Here is a 20,836-nt window from a genome sequence, read left to right as displayed (position 1 = left end):
GGTTTGTCGGCGTTTTCCCCGCCTGCTTCGCCTCTTCACGCCTGTTCTCGCCTCACGTCCCTATACGGCCCCGGACGCGCGCCCGCTCATTCGGTGCGCAGTGCGCCGACGGTGTCCCCCCTGGCCGCCCACCCGGCCGGCAGCAGCGCGCCCGCCACCGCGATGACCAGACCGCCGAGGGCGAGCAGGACGAGCTGGGGCGCGTGGTAGACGGCGATGTCCGACGGGGGCAGGGTCAGGCCGACCGCGTCACCCATCATGGGTGTGACGTACCGGTGCAGGGCGACCCCCACCGGGACCCCCGCCAGACCGGCGAGCAGCCCGATCCCGGCGACCGAGGTGACGACCATGGCCACGGTCTGGCGCGGGCTCATCCCCAGCGCCTTGAGGACGCCGAGGTCGTGGACGCGGTCGCGGGTGTCGAGGAGGACCGTGTTGAGGACGCCCAGGCCCGCCACCGCGACGAGCATCAGGGTGAGCGTGCCGATCAGCGCGTCCATGGTCATGATCACGTCGGACTCGTCCCCGGTGTCGGCCATGGCGACCGCGCCGGTCGGCTGGAGGGCGGTCCGGAGCGGGGCGAGGTAGTGCGCGAGGTTCGTACCCGGCTTCGTCCGCACCTCGTACCGGCCCGGTGTCGCGTCGAGTCCCAGGTCCGCGAGGGTCGAGGTACGGGTGAGGAGTTCCATGCCCTCGCCCTCGGTGAAGAACGCCTCGCCGACGATCCGTACCGAGGTGTGCTCCGAGGGGTGTTCCGAGGGGTGCCGTCCCTGGTCGGTCAGGTTCACCGTGTCGCCCACGTGGATTCCGGCGGCGTCGAGGAAGCGGCGGGTGACCACCGCCTGGCCCGGGCCGTCCAGCCAGTGGCCCGAGACCATCCGGGGGGCGGCCCAGGAGGCGTCGCCCTGGTACGCGACCACGGTCGTGGCGCCGGTGATCCCGGACGCGTCCACCTGCGCCTGGGCGATGCCGTAGAAGCGGGCGGTGCCGGGCTGGGCGCGGAGTACGGCGGCGACCCGGGCCGGGTCGGCCTTCGGCCGGTCCTGCCCACCGTCCGCGGGGACCGCCTGGGCCCCCGCCGGAGCCTGCGAACCGCCCGCCGCCACGGTCACCGAACCGGCCGAGTCGAGCATGCGGCCCGACTGGACCGCCCCTAGCGTCAGGGCGAGCCCGACCCCGAAGGTGACGGTGACCGCGCCGAAGGCGACCGCCGCGGCCGTCGTGGCCGAGCGCGCCGGGCGGGTGAACGGGTGCGCCAGCCCAAGCCCGACCGCACGCGGCACCGGCAGCCGTCCCGTCAGCCGCCGCACCGCACGCCCTCGTCCCGCGCGGGGCGTGCGTCCCACCGTGATCGCCTCCACGGTGCGCAGCCGGCCGGCGCGCAGCGCGGGCGGCAGCGCGGCGAGGGCCACCAGGGCGAGGGCGGCGGCGGGCACCGCGACGTCGATCCACACCGGGATCGACGCCGACGGCCCGTCGAAGGCCTCGCCGACGTCACCGAGCACCGGGACGGCCAGCAGATTGCCCAGCGCCAGCCCAAGTACGCAACCGACCCCCGCCGGGATCAGCGCCTGCCCGACGTAGGCACGCACCACCTGCCCCGGGGTGAAGCCGAGGGACTTGAGGATGCCGATCCGCCGGGTCGCGGCGCCCACCGCACCGCTCACCACGATGCCGATGACCAGCACCGACAGCAGCAGCCCAAGGACACCGAAGGCGGCCAGGAAGGGCACGAACGCCATCGCGTTGGCGGTCTCCCGCTGCCGGACGGTCAGATACGACTGCGCCCCGGTCATCGCGTCCTTCCCCGCCGCCGCGCCGATCGCGGCCCGGTCGGCGGCCACTTCGGCGTCCGTACCTGCGTGACGGAAGCGGTAGAGCATCTCGTACGAGGGCGCGCTGCCCGTCCCGGTCAGGGCCTCGGCCTGCGCGGGGGTCACCCAGGCGTCCGCGGTGCCGGTCACCGAGCGGGCGACGCCCACCACGGTCAGGGTCGGGCTGCCCGGTGCGTCGGGGATCTCCAGCCGGGCACCCGGGCTCAGCGGAACCGTGCCGACGGCCAGCACGATCTGGCCCGGGCGGGTGGCCCAGGTGCCCTCGGTGAGGGTGACCCGGTCGACCGGGCCTCCCGCGGCGGTCCGGCCGGCGACGGTCAGCGGCGGCAGGTCGACACCGGCGGGCAGCATGTCCGACGCGGAGACCGTGCGGGGGCGCGCGGAGAGGGTCGCGAAGGGGCCCGCCACGCCGGTCACCCCGGCCGCGTGCGCGGTGGCCGCGAGCCGCGCCGGCGTCACCTTCGTCCCGTCGAACCGTGCGGTCAGGTGGGCGCCGTCGCGCTGGGCGAAGGCGTGGTCGAAGGGCGCCCGGGACGCCAGGAGGAGCCCGGCGGCGAGGACGGAGGCCGTGACGGACATGAACGTGGTCATGATCAGCACGGCGGTCTGGACGCGGCGACGGCTCACTCCGGCGCGTACGACTCGGCCGAGGGCGCTCATCGGGACACCGTCGCGGGGGCGCTGTCGCGGACGATGCGGCCGTCGACCAGTTCTACGGTGCGGGTGGCGCAGGAGCGGGCCAGGCCCAGGTCGTGGGTGACAAGGACAATCGTCTGGCCTTCCGCGTTGAGGCCGGTCAGCAGCTCGCGGACGTCCTCGCCGGCGGCGGTGTCCAGCGCGCCCGTCGGCTCGTCGGCCAGCAGCAGGGCCGGACGGTTCATCAGGGCCCGCGCCACGGCGACCCGTTGCCGTTCACCGCCGGACAACCGGCCGGGGTAGGCGTCGGCGTGCCGGTCGATGCGCAGGTGCTCCAGCAGCCCGGCGGCACGTCTGCGGGCCTCGGCCCGGGGCAGGCCGGCCAGTTGGGCCGGGAGGAGCACGTTGTCGGTGACGGTCAGGTCGTCGAGGAGGTTGAAGAACTGGAAGACCATGCCGATCCGGGTCCGCCGGTAGTGCGCCGACCCGGCCTCGCTCAGTTCGTCCACCCGCAGGCCGGCGACCGTGACGCTGCCCGTGCTCGGCCGGTCGAGCCCGGCGATCAGGTTGAGCAGCGTCGACTTGCCGCTGCCGGACGGGCCGAGGACGGCGACCGCCTCTCCGGCGCACACGCTCAGGGTCACGTCGGCGATGGCCGGCGGGCCTTCGCCGTACGTTCTGGTGGCGTCCCGGATGTCGATGACGGGCCGGTTCGTTGTCATGGGGCCCGAAGGTAGGGGCCGGACGGTGCCGCGGTCGTCGGCCGCGACGGCGAACCCGGCTGCCGTTTCCGGATGACCCGGCGGGGGCGTCATCCTCGCGATGTAGGCGGGGGTTGTAGCGCCCTGTCGTGCCGTCCGCGTCGCGAGGGATGTGGGTGGGAGCGGGGGGTTGCCAGACTGGGCGCATGGCCGGGGCTGTGGGGGCGGGGATCGCGGGGATCGCAAGAATCACAAGGATCGCGGGGCGGTGGCGGTCGGGCGTCGCCGCGTCACTGGCCCGGCTTCCGCTGCCGGCCCCGGTGGCGTTGCTGGGGCGGGGCGCGTTGCCGCGCCCGTCCCGCTGGGCGTGGGTGGCCGACGGGATCCTCGCCGTCGTGCTCGCCGCGTGCACGGTGGGCAGTACGCAGCGGCAGGACCACGGCGCGTTTCCGGTTCTGCCGGATGCGCCCGTTCCTGCGGACCCGGGCACGATTCCGGTTCCTCCGGACCCGCCGGTTCCGCCGGACCCGCCGCCGGTGTCCGGTGGCGTACGGGGCGTCGAGCCGACGGCGGCCGTCTCGCCCGGCCTCCTGGTGCTGGCGGCCCTGACGGCGTTGCTTCTGGTGACGCGGAGGCGGTATCCGCTGGCCTCGTTCTGGGCGGTGACCGCCGTGAGCCTGGCGTTCGGCCGGCGCCTGGGCGGGGGCGACGCGACCGTGTACACCTTCCTCTCCTGTGTGGTCGCCGCCTACAGCGCCGCCGTGTACAGCCCGCACCGGGTGGGTGCCCTCGCCAGTGTGGTGCTCGGCGCCGGCCTGCTCGCCGCGTTCCACGACGAGACCTTCCCGCACCTCACACCTGGTCTGCTGCCGTTCCTCGCACTGCTCGGAGTCGGCTTCGGCGCCGGCGCGGTGCACACCTGGAAACAGCGCGTACGCGTCCTGCGGGAGGAGCAGCGGGCCGCCACCCGGCTGGCCGTGGAACGCGAACGCTCCCGTATCGCACGCGAATTGCACGACATCGTCACCCACAATGTGAGCGTGATGGTCATCCAGGCGGGCGCGGCCCGCAAGGTGATGGACGCCGCGCCGGACCGGGCCCGCGAGGCCCTCCTCGCCGTCGAGGCCGGCGGGCGCACCGCGATGACCGAACTGCGCCATGTCATGGGCCTGCTCACCATGGCGGACCCGGACGATCCCCCGGACCGGGTGTCGGACCCCGAACTGGCGCCGCAACCGGGCCTGGCGCAGTTGGATGCCCTCACCGTGCGCATGCGGGCGACGGGCGTCCCCGTCGAGCTGACGGTCACCGGCATCCCAGCGCCGCTGCCCGCCGGCGCCGACCTGGCCGCGTACCGGGTCGTGCAGGAGGCGCTGACCAACACGGTCAAGCACGCCGTCGGCGCCCGCGTCCGGATCGCCGTCGACCACACCCCGGACGCCGTCCACATCGAGGTGTCCGACACCGGAGGCACCCCCGCGGCACCGGCCGGCCCCGGCGGCGGCCGTGGCCTGACCGGACTGCGCGAACGCCTCGCCGTCTACGGAGGCACGTTGGAAGCGGGCGAACGTCCCACCGGCGGCTTCCGGGTCCGAGCGGTCGTACCCGCCGCCCCACCGGCCCAGGAGCTCTCATGACCCCACCGCCGCGCGTGGTGATCGCCGACGATCAGGCGCTGGTCCGTACGGGCTTCGGCATGATCCTGGCCGCGGACGGCGTCGACGTCGTAGCCGAGGCCGCCGACGGCGACGAAGCGATCGAAGCCGTCCACCGCACCCGCCCCGACCTGGTCCTGATGGACATCCGGATGCCCGGCACCGACGGCCTGGAAGCCACCCGGCGCATCCTGTCCGGTGCCCTGCTGGAGCCGCCCCGCGTCATCATGCTGACCACCTTCGACCTCGACCGCTACGTCTACGCCGCGCTCACCGCCGGCGCCAGCGGCTTCCTCCTCAAGGACGTCACCCCGGAACACCTGGTCGCCGCCGTCCGCCTCGCCCGGGGCGGCGACGCCCTGCTGGCCCCCACCATCACCCGCCGCCTCATCGAACGCTTCGTCTCCCACGACCCGGACTCCCCCACCCTCCACCGCGACCTGGCGCCCCTCACCCCCCGCGAACTCGAAGTCCTCCGCACCCTCGCCACCGGCCTGAGCAACGCCGAACTGGCCGCCCGCTTCCACCTCAGCGAGGCCACCGTGAAAACCCACGTGGCCCGCATCCTCGCCAAACTCCACCTACGCGACCGGGCCCAGGCGGTGGTCGTCGCCTACGAGACGGGGCTGATCGTGCCGGGAGCGGGCCGGGGGCAGGAGGCGTAGTAACGGCGAGGGGCAAGAGGCGTAGGTGACGACCGGCGTCGCATGGTCACCACCCCCGACCCCAGCCCCGGAGAAGGGCCCGTCCGCCCGGTCTCCGTCTCCCTCCATGAAGGCACCATCGCCGCTCTCAAGGCTCGCACCGGCAAGCGCGGCATGTCCGCCTACGTCGAAGCCCTCATCCAGCGCCAACTGGAACGCGATCGACTGCGCGAACTCATCGAAGACGCGGAGACCGAGCACGGACCGGTGGACCAGGCAGCGGTCGAGGCCAAGCGGGCGCTCCTGCGCGGTGACGCGGCCGGCTCGGTGGACGCGGCGTGAGCGGCACGCTCGTCCTGGACTGCGAAGGCCTGTCCAAGCTCGTACGCCGCACGCCCGAACTCACCGAGTGGCTGGCTGCGGCCGAAGCGGAGGACACCCGCCTCGTCACCAGCTCAGTAACCCTCGTCGAAGCCCGTGACCCGAAGACCGACCAGGCCCGCTTCGACTACGCCGTCTCCCGCGTCAACATCATCCCGCCCACCGAAGCCATCGCCCGCCATGCCGGCAAACTTCTCGCCACAGCCGGCCTCCACGGCCACAAGTACGCCATCGACGCGATCGTGGCCGCCACCGCGATGGCCTCACCCTCTCCCGTGACCATCCTGACGTCGGACCCCGAGGACCTCCGCATGCTGTGCGGCCCCGGCATCCGCGTAATCAAAATCTGACGACGCATCCCCGACCCGCTCGCGAGGCGGTGAAGAAACCGGGCGTGGCCAAAAGCACGCCGCTCTCACCGGTCGAGCCACCGTCAGCCCTTCCTCCACGGCACGCCGCGCGAGATGGACGGCCTCGGCCTGGCTGACCTGCACGAGTTCGGCAGGCGGCTGCGCGGAGCGAATCCAGTGCGACCACGCGGCCGCTTTCACCCAGGGGTCACGCAGCATCAGCAACGCCTGAGCACGGAGCCGTGAGCGATGCCCCTCCGCCCGGCGGTCGGCCCCGATGGCCAGTTCGGCCAGGAAGGGGCCGGGCAGCCGGGTACCGAGGAACTCGGGACGCCGCTCGGGCAATTGACGGACGTCGGCGGCCGAATACTGCCAGACCTCGGCATGGTAGCGGTTGGTGTACGACCGGACCGGGCGAATGACCCCGCCGCGCACCAACTGGTCGAATCGGTGCCTGCTGATCCCCGCAAGCTCGGCGGCCTCCGACGCATGCACCAGGCGGGTGAGCTCGGCGAGTTCACCGGGGCTCGCGCACCACCGGGCCACCTCGCCCGGTTTGACGCACAACTCGTCCCCGCTCCAACATGTACGGATCACACCGTTTTCGATCCCCAGAATGAACTCGCCCTTCCCCAGGCCGAGTTCCCGGCGCGCCACTTCGAGCGTGAGGCTTTTCACCGTCGTACCGGCCATGATGTTCCTCCCCCGTGTTCCCTGTCCTTTCACACTGTGACACGAGACACTGACAATCAGTGATCGAGAGATCATCGCGGGCGGCGAGGCCAGGCCGCACCGCCCGAGGACGTACGCCGCCGAAGTCCACCGGTTCCGGGTTCCGTGCGCGCCCTGCCTCCCCCGACCTGCCGATCGCCGCCATAGCGGAACTGAACCGGCGAACAGTCCTCCACACCTCGCGCACCCGGGTGACGCACGCCGCCGGGCCACGTCGGTCACCTGCGCCGCGAGGTGCTGGTAAGAACCGGCGGAGCCGCCCGAGTGCGGGAGAAGAGGACTGTCCAGGGTGTGGCGGGCCATGCGGCGGCGGGGAAGCACCGTATCCACGGTTCGGCATCGAGCACGGCTGCCGCCTTCTCCGGAAGAACGAGCGCGTCAGAGGGAATGGAGCAGTGCGAGTGTCTGCCTGAGCTCCTCCCTCAGCGCGCGTCCGGCCGCCTCGGCGTCTTGCTGCACAACGGCGTTCACCAGTACGGCGTGCCCCTCGTCGCCGTGGTTCGGATCGTCGGAGCGGAGGCTGAGCAGCTCGACCAGATCCAGCAGCCGTCGTTGCAGCACGGGGACGAACTCCGTGAACAAGCCGGTGAGCACCGGGTTGTGCGCCGCGGCGACCACGGCCTCGTGCAGGGCGATGTCGGCCTCGACGAACTCGGCGTTGCCGGCGTTCGCGGCGTCACGGCGCCTGGCCAGGGCCTCATGGAGGGCGACGATGTCCTCTTCGGTTCGGCGCTGCGCGGCCAACTGCGCCGCTTCCACCTCGACGAGCATCCTGACTTCGTAGACATCGGTGATGATCGCCTGGCGGAGCTGGGTGGACCAGTCCTCCTTCGGCTTGGTCGCGATGACGAAGACACCGGATCCCTGGCGCGCCTGCACCAGCCCGGCGCCGGCCAGTGCGCGGAGGGCCTCTCGGACGGTGGAGCGCCCCACGCCGAGGGCCTTGGCGAGGGAGGTCTCGCCGGGGAGCTTCGCCCCCACGGCCCACTCACCGCCGGTGATCTGCTCGCGCAGGTGTTCAGTGGCCTGCTCGACCAAGGGGGACGGCCGCAAGGCGCCTAGTGACATGTGAGGTTCACCTTCCCGCACCTCTCAGGTTGTCTGAGGAGCTGAGTTGTCGTTACTGTACCCCCATGCTGCTGCACGAGCTCCTTCTCCTCGGCTGCCGCTGCGGGGCCTGACCTGACCGGCACCCCGCAGCGGGGTGCCGGGCTGCGCCGGTCATTCGGATGGCCGACTGAAAGAAGTTCCGCACGATGGATTCCTCCTTCCAGAACACGGTGTTCCCCAGCCTGCGCACGCCCTCCGGTGACGTCCCGGTGGATGCTCCGCGCTGGAACCCCCAGCGTCCGAGCGCGATGCCGCATCACCGCTACCAGCCCGCGCACCAGCGAGTCGCCCTGCCACTGACCGACCGGACCTGGCCGTCGCGCCGGATCGAGCAGGCCCCGCTGTGGGTGCCGGTCGACCTGCGTGACGGCAACCAGGCGCTGGCCGAGCCGATGGACACCGAGCGCAAGCGTCGTATGTTCGACCTCCTGGTCACCATGGGCTTCAAGGAGATCGAGGTAGGTTACCCCTCCGCCAGCCAGACCGACTTCGACTTCGTACGCCACCTGGCCGAGAGCGGCGCCGTCCCCGAGGACGTCACCGTCTCCGTGTTCACCGCGGCCCGCAGGGATCTGATCGACCGGACCATCGCCTCCGTCGAAGGACTCCCCCGCACTCTCGTGCACCTCTACACCGCGACCGCGCCCACGTGGCGGAACGTGGTCCTCGGCCGCTCCCGTGCCGAAGTCCACGAGCTGATCCGGGGCGCGGCCACCCATGTGATGCGCCGTGCCGAGGAGCATCCGGGTGCCGACATCCGGTTCGAGTTCTCCCCGGAGGTCTTCAACCTCACGGAGCCGGACTTCGTCCTGGAGGTGTGCAACAGCCTGACCGAACTGTGGGAGGCGAGCCCGGACCGGCCGGTGGTCCACAACCTGCCGGCGACGGTGGAGATCGCCACTCCCAACGTGTACGCGGATCAGATCGAGTACATGGACCGCCATCTGGCGCGCCGTGAATCCGTGATCCTGTCGGTCCACCCGCACAACGACCGCGGCACCGGCGTCGCCTGTGCCGAACTCGCCGTCCTGGCGGGGGCGCAGCGGGTGGAGGGCTGCCTGTTCGGCAACGGTGAGCGCACCGGGAACGTCGACCTGGTGACCCTGGCTCTGAACCTGTACGCGCAGGGCGTGAACCCGATGATCGACTTCTCCGACATCGACGCGGTGCGCGAGGTGGTGGAGTACTGCAACCGGCTGCCGGTCCACCCCCGGCACCCCTACGGTGGCGACCTCGTGCACACGGCCTTCTCCGGCACCCACCAGGACGCCATCGCCAAGGGCATGGCCCACCACGCCAAGCAGGCCGCCGAGCAGGGCGTCCCCGCCGAGCAGGCGCCGTGGGCGGTGCCGTATCTGCCCATCGACCCGGGCGACATCGGCCGCACGTACGAGGAAGTCATCCGCATCAATTCCCAGTCCGGCAAGGGAGGCATCGCGCACCTCCTCCACACCCACCACAGCCTGGACCTGCCCCAGGCCATGCGCCCGGACTTCTCCCGCACGGTGCAGCAGGTCACCGACGCCACCGGCCAGGAGCTCACCCACAAGGAACTGTTCGAGCTCTTCCGCACCACCTACCTCGCCCCGGCCCTGGACGGCCCGGTCACCCTGGTCTCCTGGAACACCGAGGAAACCGCCCCCGGCAAGCACCGGTTCACCTGCACGCTGCGGACCGACGGGCAGGAGCGCCCCTGCCAGGGAACCGGCAACGGCCCGCTGTCCGCCCTCGCCGAAGCCCTCCGTACCGTCGGCATCACGATCGACATCCTCGGCTACACCGAGCACTCCACCGCCACGGGACCGGGCAGCCCCGCCGTCGCCTACGCCGAGTGCCGCGTGAACGACGTCACTTGCTGGGGTGCCGGCTGGGACACCTCCGTCCTGACCGCATCGGTCCACGCGGTCATGGCCGCCGTCAACCGCTCCGGGCGGACCTCCTCGTGAACGCCACCCCAGTACTGCGCGTGACGGACGCGGCTGTCGTCCGCGACGGCAACCCGATCCTGTGCGAGGTGTCGCTGACGGTACGAGCCGGCGAGCACTGGGCGCTGCTCGGCGCCAACGGGGCGGGCAAGAGCACGCTGCTCAGTCTTCTCGGGGCGCTCGCGCACCCCACCCGTGGCACCGTCGAGGTGCTGGGCCACAGGCTGGGGCGGGTCGACATGCGCCGGCTGCGTTCCTACGTCGGCCACGTCAATCCGCGGCACGATCTGCGTTCACCGCTCACGGTGCGGGACGTCGTACTGACGGGGCTGACCAACACCATCGAGCGCGTTCCCCGCTGGGAGCCGACACCCGAGCAGATCGCGACGGCCGACCGTCTGATCGGCCTGCTCGGCCTCGGCGAGCGCCACGGGGCGCGGTGGCCGACGTTGTCGCAGGGGGAACGGGGCCGCGCGCTCATCGCCCGTGCGCTGATGCCCAGTCCGCGACTCCTGCTGCTCGACGAGCCCGCGACCGGTCTGGACGTCGCCGGCCGGGAACAGCTCATCGAGCGGCTCGACACGCTGCAGCACACCTACACGGAACTCGCGTCCGTCCTGGTCACCCACCATCTGGAGGAACTTCCTCCCGGGACGACCCATGTGATGCTGCTACGTGACGGGCGCTGTCTGGCCTCGGGCCCCGCGGACGAGGTCCTCACCAGCGACCAGGTCAGCAAGTGCTTCGACCATCCCATCCGCCTCACTCGCGCGGAAGGGCGGTGGAGCGTGAGGGCGAACCGCCCGGTCGGACCACGAGCCGGCTGAGGTGGTGGCCGCGCAACAAGAAACCCCAGGTCATAATCATGACCTGGGGTTCACCATGGAGCCGCTTTCGGGATTCGAACCCGAGACCTACGCATTACGAGTGCGTTGCTCTGGCCATCTGAGCTAAAGCGGCGTGTCGTGCGCACCATGGTGCGATCAGCAACGTCGGTAAGTCTACACAGTTTCGGGGGGTGCTTCGTACACGCCCCGGGACGGGGGGCTCCGGGGCGTGCGGTGTGGCCGGGAGCTGGGGTTATGTGCAGCGCTTGGCGGGGGCGGGGGGTGTGCCGCGCAGGAGGTAGGTGTTGATCGCGGAGTCGATGCAGGCGCTGCCCCGGCCGTAGGCGGTGTGGCCGTCGCCGACGAAGGTGAGGAGGCGGGCCGAGGAGAGCTGGTGGGCGAGGGACCGGGCCCAGGGGTAGGGGGTGGCCGGGTCGCGGGTGGTGCCGACCACGACGATCGGGGCGGCGCCCTCGGCCTGGATGCGGTGGGGCTCGCCGGTGGGCTTCACCGGCCAGTACGCGCAGTTCAGGGAGGCCCAGGCGAGGCCGTCGCCGAAGACCGGGGAGGCCTTCTCGAAGGCGGGGAGGGCCTTCTCGACCTGCTCGGGGCTGGCGAACGCGGACGGGAGGTCCAGGCAGTTCACGGCGGCGTTGGCGAACATCAGGTTCGTGTAGCGGCCGTCGGGGTCGCGTTCGTAGTAGCTGTCGGAGAGGGCCAGCAGGCCCGCGCCGTCGTTTTTCTTCATCGCCGAGGCCAGGGCCGCGCGCAGTTGCGGCCAGGTCTCCTGGTCGTACATCGCGGCGATCACCCCGGTCGTGGCGAGGGCCTCGCCGAGCTTGCGGCCGCTCGTGTCGCCGGCGGGGATGGGGTGGGCGTCGAGTTTCCGAAAGAAGGCCTTGAGGTTGTGACCGACCTGGGTGGGGGGCGTGCCCTTGTGGCCGAGCGGGCAGTCGCTGTGCCGTACGCAGTCCTTCGCGAAGGCCTGGAACGCCGTCTCGAAGCCCGCGGTCTGGTCCAGGTTCATGCGGCGCGCCGAGAGGGAGGGGTCCATCGCGCCGTCCAGGACCACCCGGCCCACGCGCTTGGGGAACAGGCCGGCGTAGGTCGCCCCGAGGAACGTCCCGTACGACGCCCCCACGTAGTTCAGCTTCGGGTCGCCCAGTACGGCCCGCAGGATGTCCATGTCCCGGGCCGCCTCCACCGTGGAGACATGGCGGAGCAGCCGGGGGTCGTGCGCCCCGCAGCCGCCGGAGAACTTCTTGTACGCGTTGACCAGCGCGTTCGTCTCCTTCTGGTCGTCGGGGGTGGAGTCCGTCTGGGTGAATGCGTCCATCTGCCGAGCGCTGAGGCATTCGATCGGCTCGCTGCGGGCGACACCTCGCGGGTCCATCGCGACCATGTCGTAGCGGGCGCGGACCTGGGCCGGGTAGCCGATGCCGGCGTACTGCTGCAGATAGCCGATCGCCGAGCCGCCCGGCCCGCCCGGGTTGACCATGAGCGAGCCGATGGGCTTGCCCTTGCCGGTGGCCTTCTTGCGCGCGACGGCGAGCCGGACGTCTCCCGCACCGGGCTTGTCGTAGTCCAGCGGGGCCTTCATCGTGGCGCACTGGAAGCCGGGGACACCGCAGCTGCGCCAGGTCAGTCTCTGCGTGTAGTACGACGTGAGCCCGGACGGGGTGGCACTCGGCAGCGCGGCGAGCGCCGCCTCGGCCGCGCCGTCCGCCGCCCGCGTCGTGCTCGTCGCGCTCGTCGCGCTCCCGGAGGAGCAGGCGGAGACGAGCAGCGCGGCGGCCGCGAGCAGGGGTACGGCCGCCCTGCCGGGGCGGGGCCGGACGGGAGGGGTGGCCCGGGGGGCTCTGGAGGCCCCGGGGGTCTCGGTGGTTCGGGCGGTCGGGCGGAGAATTCGCCTGAGGTGCATCAGGCGAGCGTAACGCTGTGCCATGGATCGGATGCCCTACGTGTGCGCCGTGCCTCTTACGGGTGATGCCGTCAACCTGTGCGCGACTGTGTGCCGGTCACCCCGCTCTCAGCGCCATCGTCATCGCCTCCACCGCCAGCAGCGGCGCCACATTGCGGTCGAGTGCCTCGCGGCAGGCGGCGACCGCCTCGATGCGGCGGAGGGTGGATTCCGGGGAGCTGCCCCGGGCGAGCCGGTCCAGGGCGTCCTCGGCGTCCCCGTTGGCGATCGCCACGCGGGAGCCGAGCTGGAGGGCGAGGACGTCGCGGTAGAAGGCGGTGAGGTCGCCCAGCGCGACGTCCAGGCTGTCGCGCTGGGTCCGCGTCCTGCGCCGCTTCTGCATGTCCTCCAGGTCCTTCATCACGCCCGCCGTACCGCGCGGCAGCCGCCCGCCCTGGGCGGCGCCGAGAGCCGCCTTCAGCTCCTCGGCCTCCTTGCCGTCCATTTCCTCGGCGAGCTGCTTGGCGTCCTCCGCCGCCGCGTCCACCAGCTCCTGCGCGGCCTTGAGGCAGGCACCGACCTCGTCGAGCCGCAGCGGCAGCTTCAGCACGGCGGCACGGCGCTCGCGGGCGGCGGGGTCGGTGGCCAGGCGGCGGGCCCGGTCGACGTGACCCTGGGTGGCGCGGGACGCGGCGGCGGCCACGCCGGGTTCGACGCCCTCGCGTCGGACGAGCATGTCGGCGACGGCGTCGACCGAGGGCGTGCGCAGGGTGAGGTGGCGGCAGCGGGAGCGAATGGTGGGCAGGACGTCCTCGATCGAGGGGGCGCACAGCAGCCAGACCGTACGGGGGGCGGGCTCCTCCACGGCCTTGAGGACGGCGTTGGCCGACTTCTCGTTCAGCCGCTCGGCGTCCTCGACGAGGATGATCTGCCAGCGGCCGTTCGCCGGTGCGGTGTACGACTTGCGGACCGTGTCCCGCATGTCCTTCACCAGGATCTCGGCGCCGACCGCGGCGATCGTGTTGACGTCGGCATGGGTGCCGACGAGCGCGGTGTGGCAGCCGTCGCAGAAGCCGCAGCCGGGGGTTCCGCCGAGGGCGCGGTCGGGGCTCACGCACTGCAGCGCGGCGGCGAAGGCCCGCGCCGTCTGGTTCCGGCCCGCGCCGGGCGGTCCCGTGAACAGCCAGGCGTGCGTCATCCGCGACGCCTCCGGCGGGGGCGCGCCGGCGGCGGCCGCGGTGACGAGGGCGTCGGCGTCCCGGGCGGCGGCCTCGAGCACCGCGCTCACCTTCTCCTGCCCGACGAGGTCGTCCCACACGGTCATGGGTCACGCCGCCCTTTCCGTCACGTTCACGTTGCGTAGTCCATTGTGCGGGGCGGCACTGACAACGGCCCAGGGACCGCCGACGGCCCAGGTGAGGGAGCCGCTCAGCGCCCCCGGCCCCGCCGGCGCCCCCGCCCCTCGTCGGGGTCCTCGTCCTCCCGGTGCGGTCCGAGCAGTTCGTCCGCCAGCGACGGCAGGTCGTCCAGCGGGGTCTCCTCGGCCCAGTCGGGCCGCTCCCGCCGCCGGGGCACCCCGTCCTCGTCGACCTGCGGCAGCTCCCGGGTCCGGTCGCCGGAGCCGTCGGGGTCCGCGGCAGCCCGCTCGTCGCGGAAGAATCCCTTCGGCATCCGGTCCGCGGGATCCGTGTTCCGCACCGGCGGCAGCACGGCCGTCTCGTCCGCCCGGTCCGGAGTCACCGGGGGCAGTACGGCGGTCTCGTCGGCCGCACCGGACGGCACCGGCGGCAGAACCGCCGTCTCGTCCGCCGCGGAGGGCGCCGGCGGCTGCGGCAGTTCCGCCGTCACCTCGGAGTCGGCGTCCCGGTCCCGGCCCCTGTCCCTGTCCCTGACGGGCCGCAGCACGGCCGTCTCCTCCACCGGACCACCCGACGCGTTCTTCGGCGTCACGACGGGCGTCGGCACGGTCAGCGCCTCCGGCGGCGCCGCGGCGGCGTCGGGCACCACCGGGCGCGGACCGGCCTGCGCCTCGGCCATGGCCCGCTCGGCCGCCCTGCGGGCCTCCTCGGCACGCAGCAGCGCCTCCTCGGCCTTCCGCTGCTTCTCCAGGCGCCGCGCCTCGGCCTCGGCCTGCAGCCGGGCCTGCTCCTCGGCCTCCTTGCGCCGCCGCTCCTCCTCGACCTTGCGCCGGGCCTCCTCCTCGGCGCGGGCCTTCTCCTCGGCGAGCAGCCGCTGCCGCTCCTCCTCTGCCCGGCGCCGCGCTTCCTCGGCCCGCTGCCGGGCCTCCTCCGCCTGCCGTTCGGCCTCCCGGCGCTGCGCCTCCTCCAGCTCGCGCCGCTTGCGCTCCTCCTCCTCGGCACGCAGCTTGGCGAGCTGTTCCTGGCGCTCGCGCTCCAGGCGCTCCTCCTCGGCCTTGCGGGCGGCCTCCTCCTCGGCCTTGCGGCGGGCCTCCTCCTCGGCCTTCTTCCGCGCCTCCTCCTGCGCCTTGATCTCCGCTTCGGACAGCGGCAGCACGGTGTCGAGCCGGTGCCGGACCACGGTCGTGACGGCCTCGGGCTCCTGACCGGCGTCGACGACCAGGTAGCGGCCGGGGTCGGACGCGGCGAGCGCGAGGAAACCGGCCCGCACGCGCGCGTGGAACTCGGCGGGCTCCGACTCCAGCCGGTCCGGGGCCTCGGTGAACCGCTCCCGGGCGGTCTCCGGCGAGACGTCGAGCAGGACGGTGAGGTGCGGTACGAGGCCGTTGGTCGCCCAGCGGTTGATGCGGGCGATCTCGGTCGGGGACAGGTCGCGGCCCGCCCCCTGGTAGGCCACCGACGAGTCGATGTACCGGTCGGAGATGACGACGGCCCCGCGCTCCAGGGCGGGCCGTACGACGGTGTCGATGTGCTCCGCGCGGTCGGCGGCGTACAGCAGCGCCTCCGCCCGGTGCGACAGGCCCGCCGACGACACGTCCAGCAGGATGGAGCGCAGCCGCTTGCCCACCGGGGTCGCCCCGGGCTCACGCGTGAGCACGACCTCGTGGCCCTTGGCCCGGATCCACTCGGCGAGCGCCTCGGCCTGGGTGGACTTGCCGGCGCCGTCGCCGCCCTCCAGGGCGATGAAGAAGCCGTTGCCCGCCGGGGCGGTGGCGGGGTCGTCGCCGCCGAGCAGCGCGTCCCGCAGGTCGTGCCGCAGCGGCACTCCGGAGCGGTCGTCGGCCTTGGCCAGCACCAGCGCGGCCACCGGCAGCAGCAGCGCGCCGACCAGCATCAGCGTGAACGCGGCGCCGCCGTGCGCGAACACGAACTTGCCGTTCTCCAGACGGTGCGGGCCGATCAGCGCCGCCACCAGGGGCGCGATCAGCGCGCCGAGCGCCACGAAGACCCGTACGACCGCGTGCAGGTGTTCGGTCGTACGCGGCCGGCGGTACTCCTCGGTCTCCTGGTCGAGAAGGGTGTGCCCGGTGTTGGCGGCGACGCCCGCGCCGACGCCGGCCAGCGCGGAGATCAGCAGCACGCTGGTGACGTCCGGGACGAGACCGGCGGCCAGCAGCGCGATGCCGGTGAAGGCGATCGCCAGCGCCAGCATCCGGCGGCGGGAGAGCGAGGGCAGCAGGGAGGGCGCCGTGCGGATGCCGACGACGACTCCGCCGGTCAGCGCGAGCACCAGCAGCCCGTACAGCACCGGGCCGCCGCCCAGGTCCTTGGCGTGCAGCACGGCCACGGCCACGGCGGCGGAGATCGCTCCGGCGACGGCGGCGCAGGCCAGGACGAGCAGCGGCAGCGCGCTCGTGCGCCCCTTGTCGACGCCCGTGCCGGTCTTGGGGCGGCGCAGCCCCTCGAGCGGGGACCGCGCGCGGGGGGTGCGTGTGGCGGGCAGTTCCAGGGCGGTCAGCACGGACAGGGAGGCGGCGAACAGCCCGGCCGCCACATACGACCCGAGGGCCGCCTGGTGCTGGGCGAACCAGGCGATCCCGGCGCCCAGCAGATTGTTGAACAGCGAGGCGACGACCAGGGCGACGGCGGCCAGGGGGATCGCGACGAAGCCGGTGCGCAGCGACAGGCGGCGCAGGGCGTCCATGTGGTCCGGCAGCGGCCGTACCGTCGCGCCCTCGGGGGGCGGGGCGGGCAGCAGCGCGGGGGCCGCGCTCTCCCGGCACACGGTCCAGAACCGCTCGGCGACCCCGGTGACGAAGGCGGTGACCAGCAGGGCTGCCAGCGCGTTGGCCGGGGTCCAGTCGATCCACAGCGGGGCGACGATCAGCAGCGCGGCGCGCAGCCCGTCGGCGCCGGCCATGGTCCAGCGGCGGTCGAGCGGGCCCTCCTGGGAGGTCAGCGACGTGAGCGGTCCCAGGAGGACGGCTCCGAAGAGGAGGGTCGCCAGGATCCGCGCCGCGAAGACGGTCGCCACTGCGAACGCCACGCCGCGGTAGCCACCGCCGAACGAGCCTTCGGCGATCGCCGCCTGAAGGGCCAGGACGACCAGTACGAGGAGCGCGAGGGTGTCACCGACACCGCTCACGAGCTGTGCGCTCCACAACCGCCTCAGCTGGGGCCGGCGCAGCAGCGCACGGACCGCGCGCTCACGGGAGTCCGCCACGAGGGTGTCGTCGGGGGCCGGGTTGAGGGCCGTAGGCTGCTCGGCTCGCGTCATGCGTTCAGCCTATCGGCAGCGACTGACAGCCCGACGTGACCGTCCGGACGTGCGCACGCCCCGACACCAAAGTGATGCCGGGGCGTTCTTTTCGCGAAGCGTTCGTGCGGGTTGTGTGACCTCAGTCCTCCGTCGCCTCGGCAGCCGCCGTCTTGGAAGCCGCCTTGGAAGCGGTCACCTTCTTCGCGGTGGTCGTCTTGGCGGTGGTCTTCTTCGCGGCCGTGGTCGTCTTCTTGGCGGCCGTCTTCTTGGCCGCGGTCTTCTTCGCCGGGGCGGTCTTCTTCGCGGGCGCCTTCTTCGCCGTCTTCTTGGCGGGCCCCTTGGCCCGCTTCTCGGCGAGCAGCTCGAAGCCGCGCTCCGGGGTGATCGTCTCGACGCTGTCGCCGGAGCGCAGGGTCGCGTTGGTCTCCCCGTCGGTGACGTACGGCCCGAAGCGGCCGTCCTTGACCACGACCGGCTTGTTGCTGACCGGGTCCTCGCCCAGCTCCTTCAGCGGCGGCTTGGCGGCGGCGCGACCGCGCTGCTTGGGCTGGGCGTAGATCGCCAGCGCCTCCTCCAGCGTGATCGTGAAGAGCTGGTCCTCGGCCTGGAGGGAACGCGAGTCCGTGCCCTTCTTCAGGTAGGGCCCGTAGCGGCCGTTCTGCGCGGTGATCTCCACGCCCTCCGCGTCCGCGCCGACGACACGCGGCAGCGACATCAGCTTCAGGGCGTCCTGAAGCGTGACCGTGTCCAGTGACATCGACTTGAACAGCGAGGCCGTACGCGGCTTGACGGCGTTCTTGCCGGTCTTCGGGGTGCCCTCGGGGAGCACCTCGGTGACGTACGGGCCGTAGCGGCCGTCCTTGGCGATGATCTGGTGGCCGGTCTCCGGGTCGGCGCCCAGCTCGAAGTCGCCGCTCGGCTTGGCGAGCAGCTCCTCCGCGAGCTCGACGGACAGCTCGTCCGGCGCCAGGTCGTCCGGGATGTCCGCGCGCTGGTGCTGCTCGGTGTCCTTCTCGCCGCGCTCGATGTACGGGCCGTACCGGCCGACCCGCAGCACGATGTCGTTGCCCACGGGGAACGACGACACCTCGCGCGCGTCGATCGCGCCCAGGTCGGTCACCAGCTCCTTGAGGCCGCCGAGGTGGTCCCCGTCGCCGTTGCCGGCGTCGGCCGCGGCGCCCGTGACCCCCGCGGCGAAGCCGCTGTCGGGCACTGTCTCGCCGAAGTAGAACCGCTTCAGCCACGGCACGGCCTGTGCCTCGCCGCGCGCGATGCGGTCGAGGTCGTCCTCCATCTTGGCGGTGAAGTCGTAGTCGACGAGCCGCCCGAAGTGCTTCTCCAGGAGGTTGACCACGGCGAAGGACAGGAAGGACGGCACGAGGGCCGTGCCCTTCTTGAAGACGTAGCCGCGGTCGAGGATCGTGCCGATGATCGACGCGTACGTCGACGGGCGGCCGATCTCGCGCTCTTCCAGCTCCTTGACCAGCGAGGCCTCGGTGTAGCGGGCCGGGGGCTTGGTGGCGTGCCCGTCGACCGTGATCTCCTCGGCGCTCAGCGCGTCGCCCTCGGCGACCTGCGGCAGGCGGCGCTCGCGGTCGTCGAGCTCGGCGTTCGGGTCGTCGGCGCCCTCGACGTAGGCCTTCAGGAAGCCGTGGAAGGTGATCGTCTTGCCGGACGCGCTGAATTCGACGTCGCGGCCGTCGGCGGCGGTGCCGCCGATCTTCACGGTCACGCTGTTGCCGGTGGCGTCCTTCATCTGGGAGGCGACGGTCCGCTTCCAGATCAGCTCGTACAGCTTGAACTGGTCGCCGGTCAGACCGGTCTCGGCGGGGGTGCGGAAACGATCACCCGAGGGGCGGATCGCCTCGTGCGCCTCCTGCGCGTTCTTGACCTTGCCGGCGTACGTGCGGGGCGTGTCCGGCAGGTACTGGGCGCCGTACAGCTGCGTGACCTGGGCGCGGGCGGCGGAGACCGCCGTGTCGCTCAGGGTCGTGGAGTCCGTACGCATGTACGTGATGTAGCCGTTCTCGTACAGCTTCTGAGCGACCTGCATGGTCGCCTTCGCGCCGAAGCCGAGCTTGCGGCTGGCCTCCTGCTGGAGCGTCGTCGTACGGAACGGGGCGTACGGCGAGCGGCGGTACGGCTTGGACTCGACGGACCGCACCGAGAAGCGGGTGTTCTCCAGGGCGGCGGCGAGGGCGCGGGCGTTCGCCTCGTCGAGGTGGAGGGTGTTCGCGCTCTTGAGCTGTCCCAGGGAGTCGAAGTCGCGGCCCTGCGCGACCCGCCTGCCGTCGACGGTCTGGAGGCGGGCGACCAGCGACGACGGGTCCGAGGGGTCCCCCGCGCGGCCGGTCGCGAAGGTGCCCGTCAGGTCCCAGTACTCAGCGGAACGGAAAGCGATGCGCTCGCGTTCCCGCTCCACGACGAGGCGGGTGGCGACGGACTGGACACGGCCCGCCGACAGACGCGGCATGACCTTCTTCCACAGCACCGGCGAGACCTCGTAGCCGTAGAGGCGGTCGAGGATGCGGCGGGTCTCCTGGGCGTCGACCATGCGCTGGTTGAGGTCGCGCGGGTTGGCGACGGCCTCGCGGATCGCGTCCTTGGTGATCTCGTGGAACACCATCCGCTTGACCGGGACCTTGGGCTTCAGGACCTCCAGGAGGTGCCACGCGATGGCCTCGCCCTCGCGGTCCTCATCGGTGGCCAGGAAGAGTTCGTCGGAGTCCTTCAGCAGGTCCTTGAGCTTCTTGACCTGGGCCTTCTTGTCGGCGTTGACGACATAGATCGGCTCGAAGTCGTGTTCTACGTCCACACCGAGGCGGCGGACCTCGCCGGTGTACTTCTCCGGCACCTCCGCGGCGCCGTTGGGGAGGTCGCGGATGTGCCCGACGCTCGCTTCGACGACGTAGCCGGGGCCGAGGTAGCCCTTGATCGTCTTCGCCTTGGCAGGCGACTCGACGATGACGAGTCGGCGGCCGCCCTGTGCGGTCTCGCTGGTCGGGGACAACTTCGCTCTTCTCTCCGGTCGACGCTGGGGCCTCCCGGCCTTGGTCCCGGGGGCGTGGCGTTGCTGTGTGGCTCACTCTTGTGACGCTGCGGAGTGTGACGGTACATCCCGCCCCCGTGTCAAACGGGAAAAGCCCACAACGGCCACTCGAACGGTAACCCGACTACCGCCCTTCCTGCCGCCCGGAGTCCTCAGCCGACCGTCCGCCCCTGTCCGGAGCGTGACGCTCCCCTTACCGGGACGACATGACGCGGGCCGCCTTCAGAGGCGGGTCAGGCAGTACGTTCCGAGGCCCAGCGCGATCACTGCGGCGAGGCCCGCGAGGGTCGCGGATGCGACCTGACTCACACCGAGGGCGACCGGCTCGCCGCGCCGGACCCGAGTGACGGTCCACACCAGCAGTGCGGCTCCGAACAGGGCGAACGCCACTCCCGCGAAGATCGCCGGTCCGCTCTCCATGACCCCGTGCGCCCCTTGTCTGCCGTCTGCGAGTGCCCCAGCGCGGGGAGAGTG

Annotated in this window: 15 protein-coding genes and 1 tRNA gene; 6 read left to right on the top strand and 10 right to left on the bottom strand. The window is 72.3% G+C overall.

The window, feature by feature from the left end:
* Window positions 1–86: 86 nt before the first annotated feature.
* Together ACH45E_RS10900 and ACH45E_RS10895 are read right to left on the bottom strand one after the other, a co-directional pair.
* Window positions 87–2,495, bottom strand: coding sequence for an ABC transporter permease (locus ACH45E_RS10900; RefSeq protein WP_361446100.1), 2,409 nt, complete (start codon window positions 2,493–2,495; stop codon window positions 87–89).
* Window positions 2,492–3,193, bottom strand: a complete 702-nt coding sequence (locus tag ACH45E_RS10895; RefSeq protein WP_361446102.1) for an ABC transporter ATP-binding protein — start codon at window positions 3,191–3,193, stop codon at window positions 2,492–2,494. Before ACH45E_RS10895 ends, ACH45E_RS10900 begins: the two co-directional genes overlap by 4 nt.
* Window positions 3,194–3,378: 185 nt before the next feature.
* On the opposite strand from ACH45E_RS10895, the gene ACH45E_RS10890 reads away from it, so the two are divergent.
* Genes ACH45E_RS10890 through ACH45E_RS10875 form a run of 4 tightly spaced genes read left to right on the top strand, consistent with a single transcriptional unit; the run spans window position 3,379 to window position 6,202 of the window.
* A complete protein-coding gene (locus tag ACH45E_RS10890) occupies window positions 3,379–4,809 on the top strand; it encodes a histidine kinase (RefSeq protein ID WP_361446104.1) in 1,431 nt (476 codons plus the stop codon).
* Window positions 4,806–5,492 carry a response regulator transcription factor gene (locus tag ACH45E_RS10885; protein ID WP_361446106.1) on the top strand — a complete coding sequence of 229 codons (687 nt, stop codon included), beginning with the start codon at window positions 4,806–4,808 and terminating at the stop codon, window positions 5,490–5,492. Before ACH45E_RS10890 ends, ACH45E_RS10885 begins: the two co-directional genes overlap by 4 nt.
* Window positions 5,493–5,534: 42 nt before the next feature.
* Entirely contained in the window at window positions 5,535–5,813 is a 279-nt protein-coding gene (locus ACH45E_RS10880; RefSeq protein WP_361446108.1) for a hypothetical protein, read from the top strand.
* Window positions 5,810–6,202 carry a PIN domain-containing protein gene (locus ACH45E_RS10875; RefSeq protein ID WP_361446110.1) on the top strand — a complete coding sequence of 131 codons (393 nt, stop codon included), beginning with the start codon at window positions 5,810–5,812 and terminating at the stop codon, window positions 6,200–6,202. Before ACH45E_RS10880 ends, ACH45E_RS10875 begins: the two co-directional genes overlap by 4 nt.
* Here the strand turns inward: ACH45E_RS10875 and ACH45E_RS10870 are convergent.
* Both ACH45E_RS10870 and ACH45E_RS10865 read right to left on the bottom strand, forming a co-directional pair.
* Window positions 6,116–6,895, bottom strand: coding sequence for a DUF6397 family protein (locus tag ACH45E_RS10870; RefSeq protein ID WP_361446112.1), 780 nt, complete (start codon window positions 6,893–6,895; stop codon window positions 6,116–6,118). The two genes, ACH45E_RS10875 and ACH45E_RS10870, sit on opposite strands and share 87 nt — an antisense overlap.
* Window positions 6,896–7,312: 417 nt before the next feature.
* Complete coding sequence (locus ACH45E_RS10865; protein ID WP_361446114.1) at window positions 7,313–8,002, bottom strand: FadR/GntR family transcriptional regulator; 690 nt, start codon at window positions 8,000–8,002, stop codon at window positions 7,313–7,315.
* A gap of 188 nt (window positions 8,003–8,190) precedes the next feature.
* Here ACH45E_RS10865 and leuA point away from each other — a divergent pair, with 188 nt between their 5' ends.
* Window positions 8,191–9,990, top strand: a complete 1,800-nt coding sequence (gene leuA / locus ACH45E_RS10860) for a 2-isopropylmalate synthase (RefSeq protein WP_361446116.1) — start codon at window positions 8,191–8,193, stop codon at window positions 9,988–9,990.
* Window positions 9,987–10,796 carry an ATP-binding cassette domain-containing protein gene (locus ACH45E_RS10855; protein WP_361446118.1) on the top strand — a complete coding sequence of 270 codons (810 nt, stop codon included), beginning with the start codon at window positions 9,987–9,989 and terminating at the stop codon, window positions 10,794–10,796. The genes leuA and ACH45E_RS10855 overlap by 4 nt, the downstream gene beginning before the upstream one ends.
* Window positions 10,797–10,852: 56 nt before the next feature.
* Here the strand turns inward: ACH45E_RS10855 and ACH45E_RS10850 are convergent.
* The 6 genes from ACH45E_RS10850 to ACH45E_RS10825 all read right to left on the bottom strand — a co-directional run bounded on the left by ACH45E_RS10850 (window position 10,853) and on the right by ACH45E_RS10825 (window position 20,782).
* Window positions 10,853–10,929, bottom strand: a tRNA-Thr gene (locus ACH45E_RS10850).
* A gap of 120 nt (window positions 10,930–11,049) precedes the next feature.
* Window positions 11,050–12,717 carry an alpha/beta hydrolase gene (locus ACH45E_RS10845; protein ID WP_361446120.1) on the bottom strand — a complete coding sequence of 556 codons (1,668 nt, stop codon included), beginning with the start codon at window positions 12,715–12,717 and terminating at the stop codon, window positions 11,050–11,052.
* Window positions 12,718–12,814: 97 nt separating this feature from the next.
* Complete coding sequence (locus ACH45E_RS10840; RefSeq protein WP_361446122.1) at window positions 12,815–14,020, bottom strand: DNA polymerase III subunit delta'; 1,206 nt, start codon at window positions 14,018–14,020, stop codon at window positions 12,815–12,817.
* A gap of 104 nt (window positions 14,021–14,124) precedes the next feature.
* Entirely contained in the window at window positions 14,125–17,331 is a 3,207-nt protein-coding gene (tmk, locus tag ACH45E_RS10835; RefSeq protein WP_361446124.1) for a dTMP kinase, read from the bottom strand.
* A 121-nt stretch (window positions 17,332–17,452) separates the two neighbouring features.
* Window positions 17,453–20,323 carry a type I DNA topoisomerase gene (gene topA, locus ACH45E_RS10830; protein WP_361446126.1) on the bottom strand — a complete coding sequence of 957 codons (2,871 nt, stop codon included), beginning with the start codon at window positions 20,321–20,323 and terminating at the stop codon, window positions 17,453–17,455.
* Between the two features lie 261 nt (window positions 20,324–20,584).
* Window positions 20,585–20,782, bottom strand: a complete 198-nt coding sequence (locus ACH45E_RS10825; RefSeq protein WP_361446128.1) for a hypothetical protein — start codon at window positions 20,780–20,782, stop codon at window positions 20,585–20,587.
* Between the last annotated feature and the right edge of the window lie 54 nt (window positions 20,783–20,836).

The organism is Streptomyces sp. NPDC020299 (genome assembly GCF_044387825.1).
In the GTDB taxonomy this organism is placed as follows: domain Bacteria; phylum Actinomycetota; class Actinomycetes; order Streptomycetales; family Streptomycetaceae; genus Streptomyces.
This window is presented reverse-complemented; position numbering and strand designations above follow the sequence as displayed.

What these genes read in the sequence shown, in the direction of transcription:
- tmk (WP_361446124.1), bottom strand. Translation starts at nt 17,331, where the DNA reads ATGACGCGAGCCGAGCAGCCTACGGCCCTCAACCCGGCCCCCGACGAC.
- ACH45E_RS10870 (WP_361446112.1), bottom strand. Translation starts at nt 6,895, where the DNA reads ATGGCCGGTACGACGGTGAAAAGCCTCACGCTCGAAGTGGCGCGCCGG.
- ACH45E_RS10865 (WP_361446114.1), bottom strand. Translation starts at nt 8,002, where the DNA reads ATGTCACTAGGCGCCTTGCGGCCGTCCCCCTTGGTCGAGCAGGCCACT.
- ACH45E_RS10840 (WP_361446122.1), bottom strand. Translation starts at nt 14,020, where the DNA reads ATGACCGTGTGGGACGACCTCGTCGGGCAGGAGAAGGTGAGCGCGGTG.
- ACH45E_RS10900 (WP_361446100.1), bottom strand. Translation starts at nt 2,495, where the DNA reads ATGAGCGCCCTCGGCCGAGTCGTACGCGCCGGAGTGAGCCGTCGCCGC.
- ACH45E_RS10890 (WP_361446104.1), top strand. Translation starts at nt 3,379, where the DNA reads ATGGCCGGGGCTGTGGGGGCGGGGATCGCGGGGATCGCAAGAATCACA.
- ACH45E_RS10845 (WP_361446120.1), bottom strand. Translation starts at nt 12,717, where the DNA reads ATGCACCTCAGGCGAATTCTCCGCCCGACCGCCCGAACCACCGAGACC.
- ACH45E_RS10895 (WP_361446102.1), bottom strand. Translation starts at nt 3,193, where the DNA reads ATGACAACGAACCGGCCCGTCATCGACATCCGGGACGCCACCAGAACG.
- leuA (WP_361446116.1), top strand. Translation starts at nt 8,191, where the DNA reads ATGGATTCCTCCTTCCAGAACACGGTGTTCCCCAGCCTGCGCACGCCC.
- ACH45E_RS10880 (WP_361446108.1), top strand. Translation starts at nt 5,535, where the DNA reads ATGGTCACCACCCCCGACCCCAGCCCCGGAGAAGGGCCCGTCCGCCCG.
- ACH45E_RS10825 (WP_361446128.1), bottom strand. Translation starts at nt 20,782, where the DNA reads ATGGAGAGCGGACCGGCGATCTTCGCGGGAGTGGCGTTCGCCCTGTTC.
- ACH45E_RS10885 (WP_361446106.1), top strand. Translation starts at nt 4,806, where the DNA reads ATGACCCCACCGCCGCGCGTGGTGATCGCCGACGATCAGGCGCTGGTC.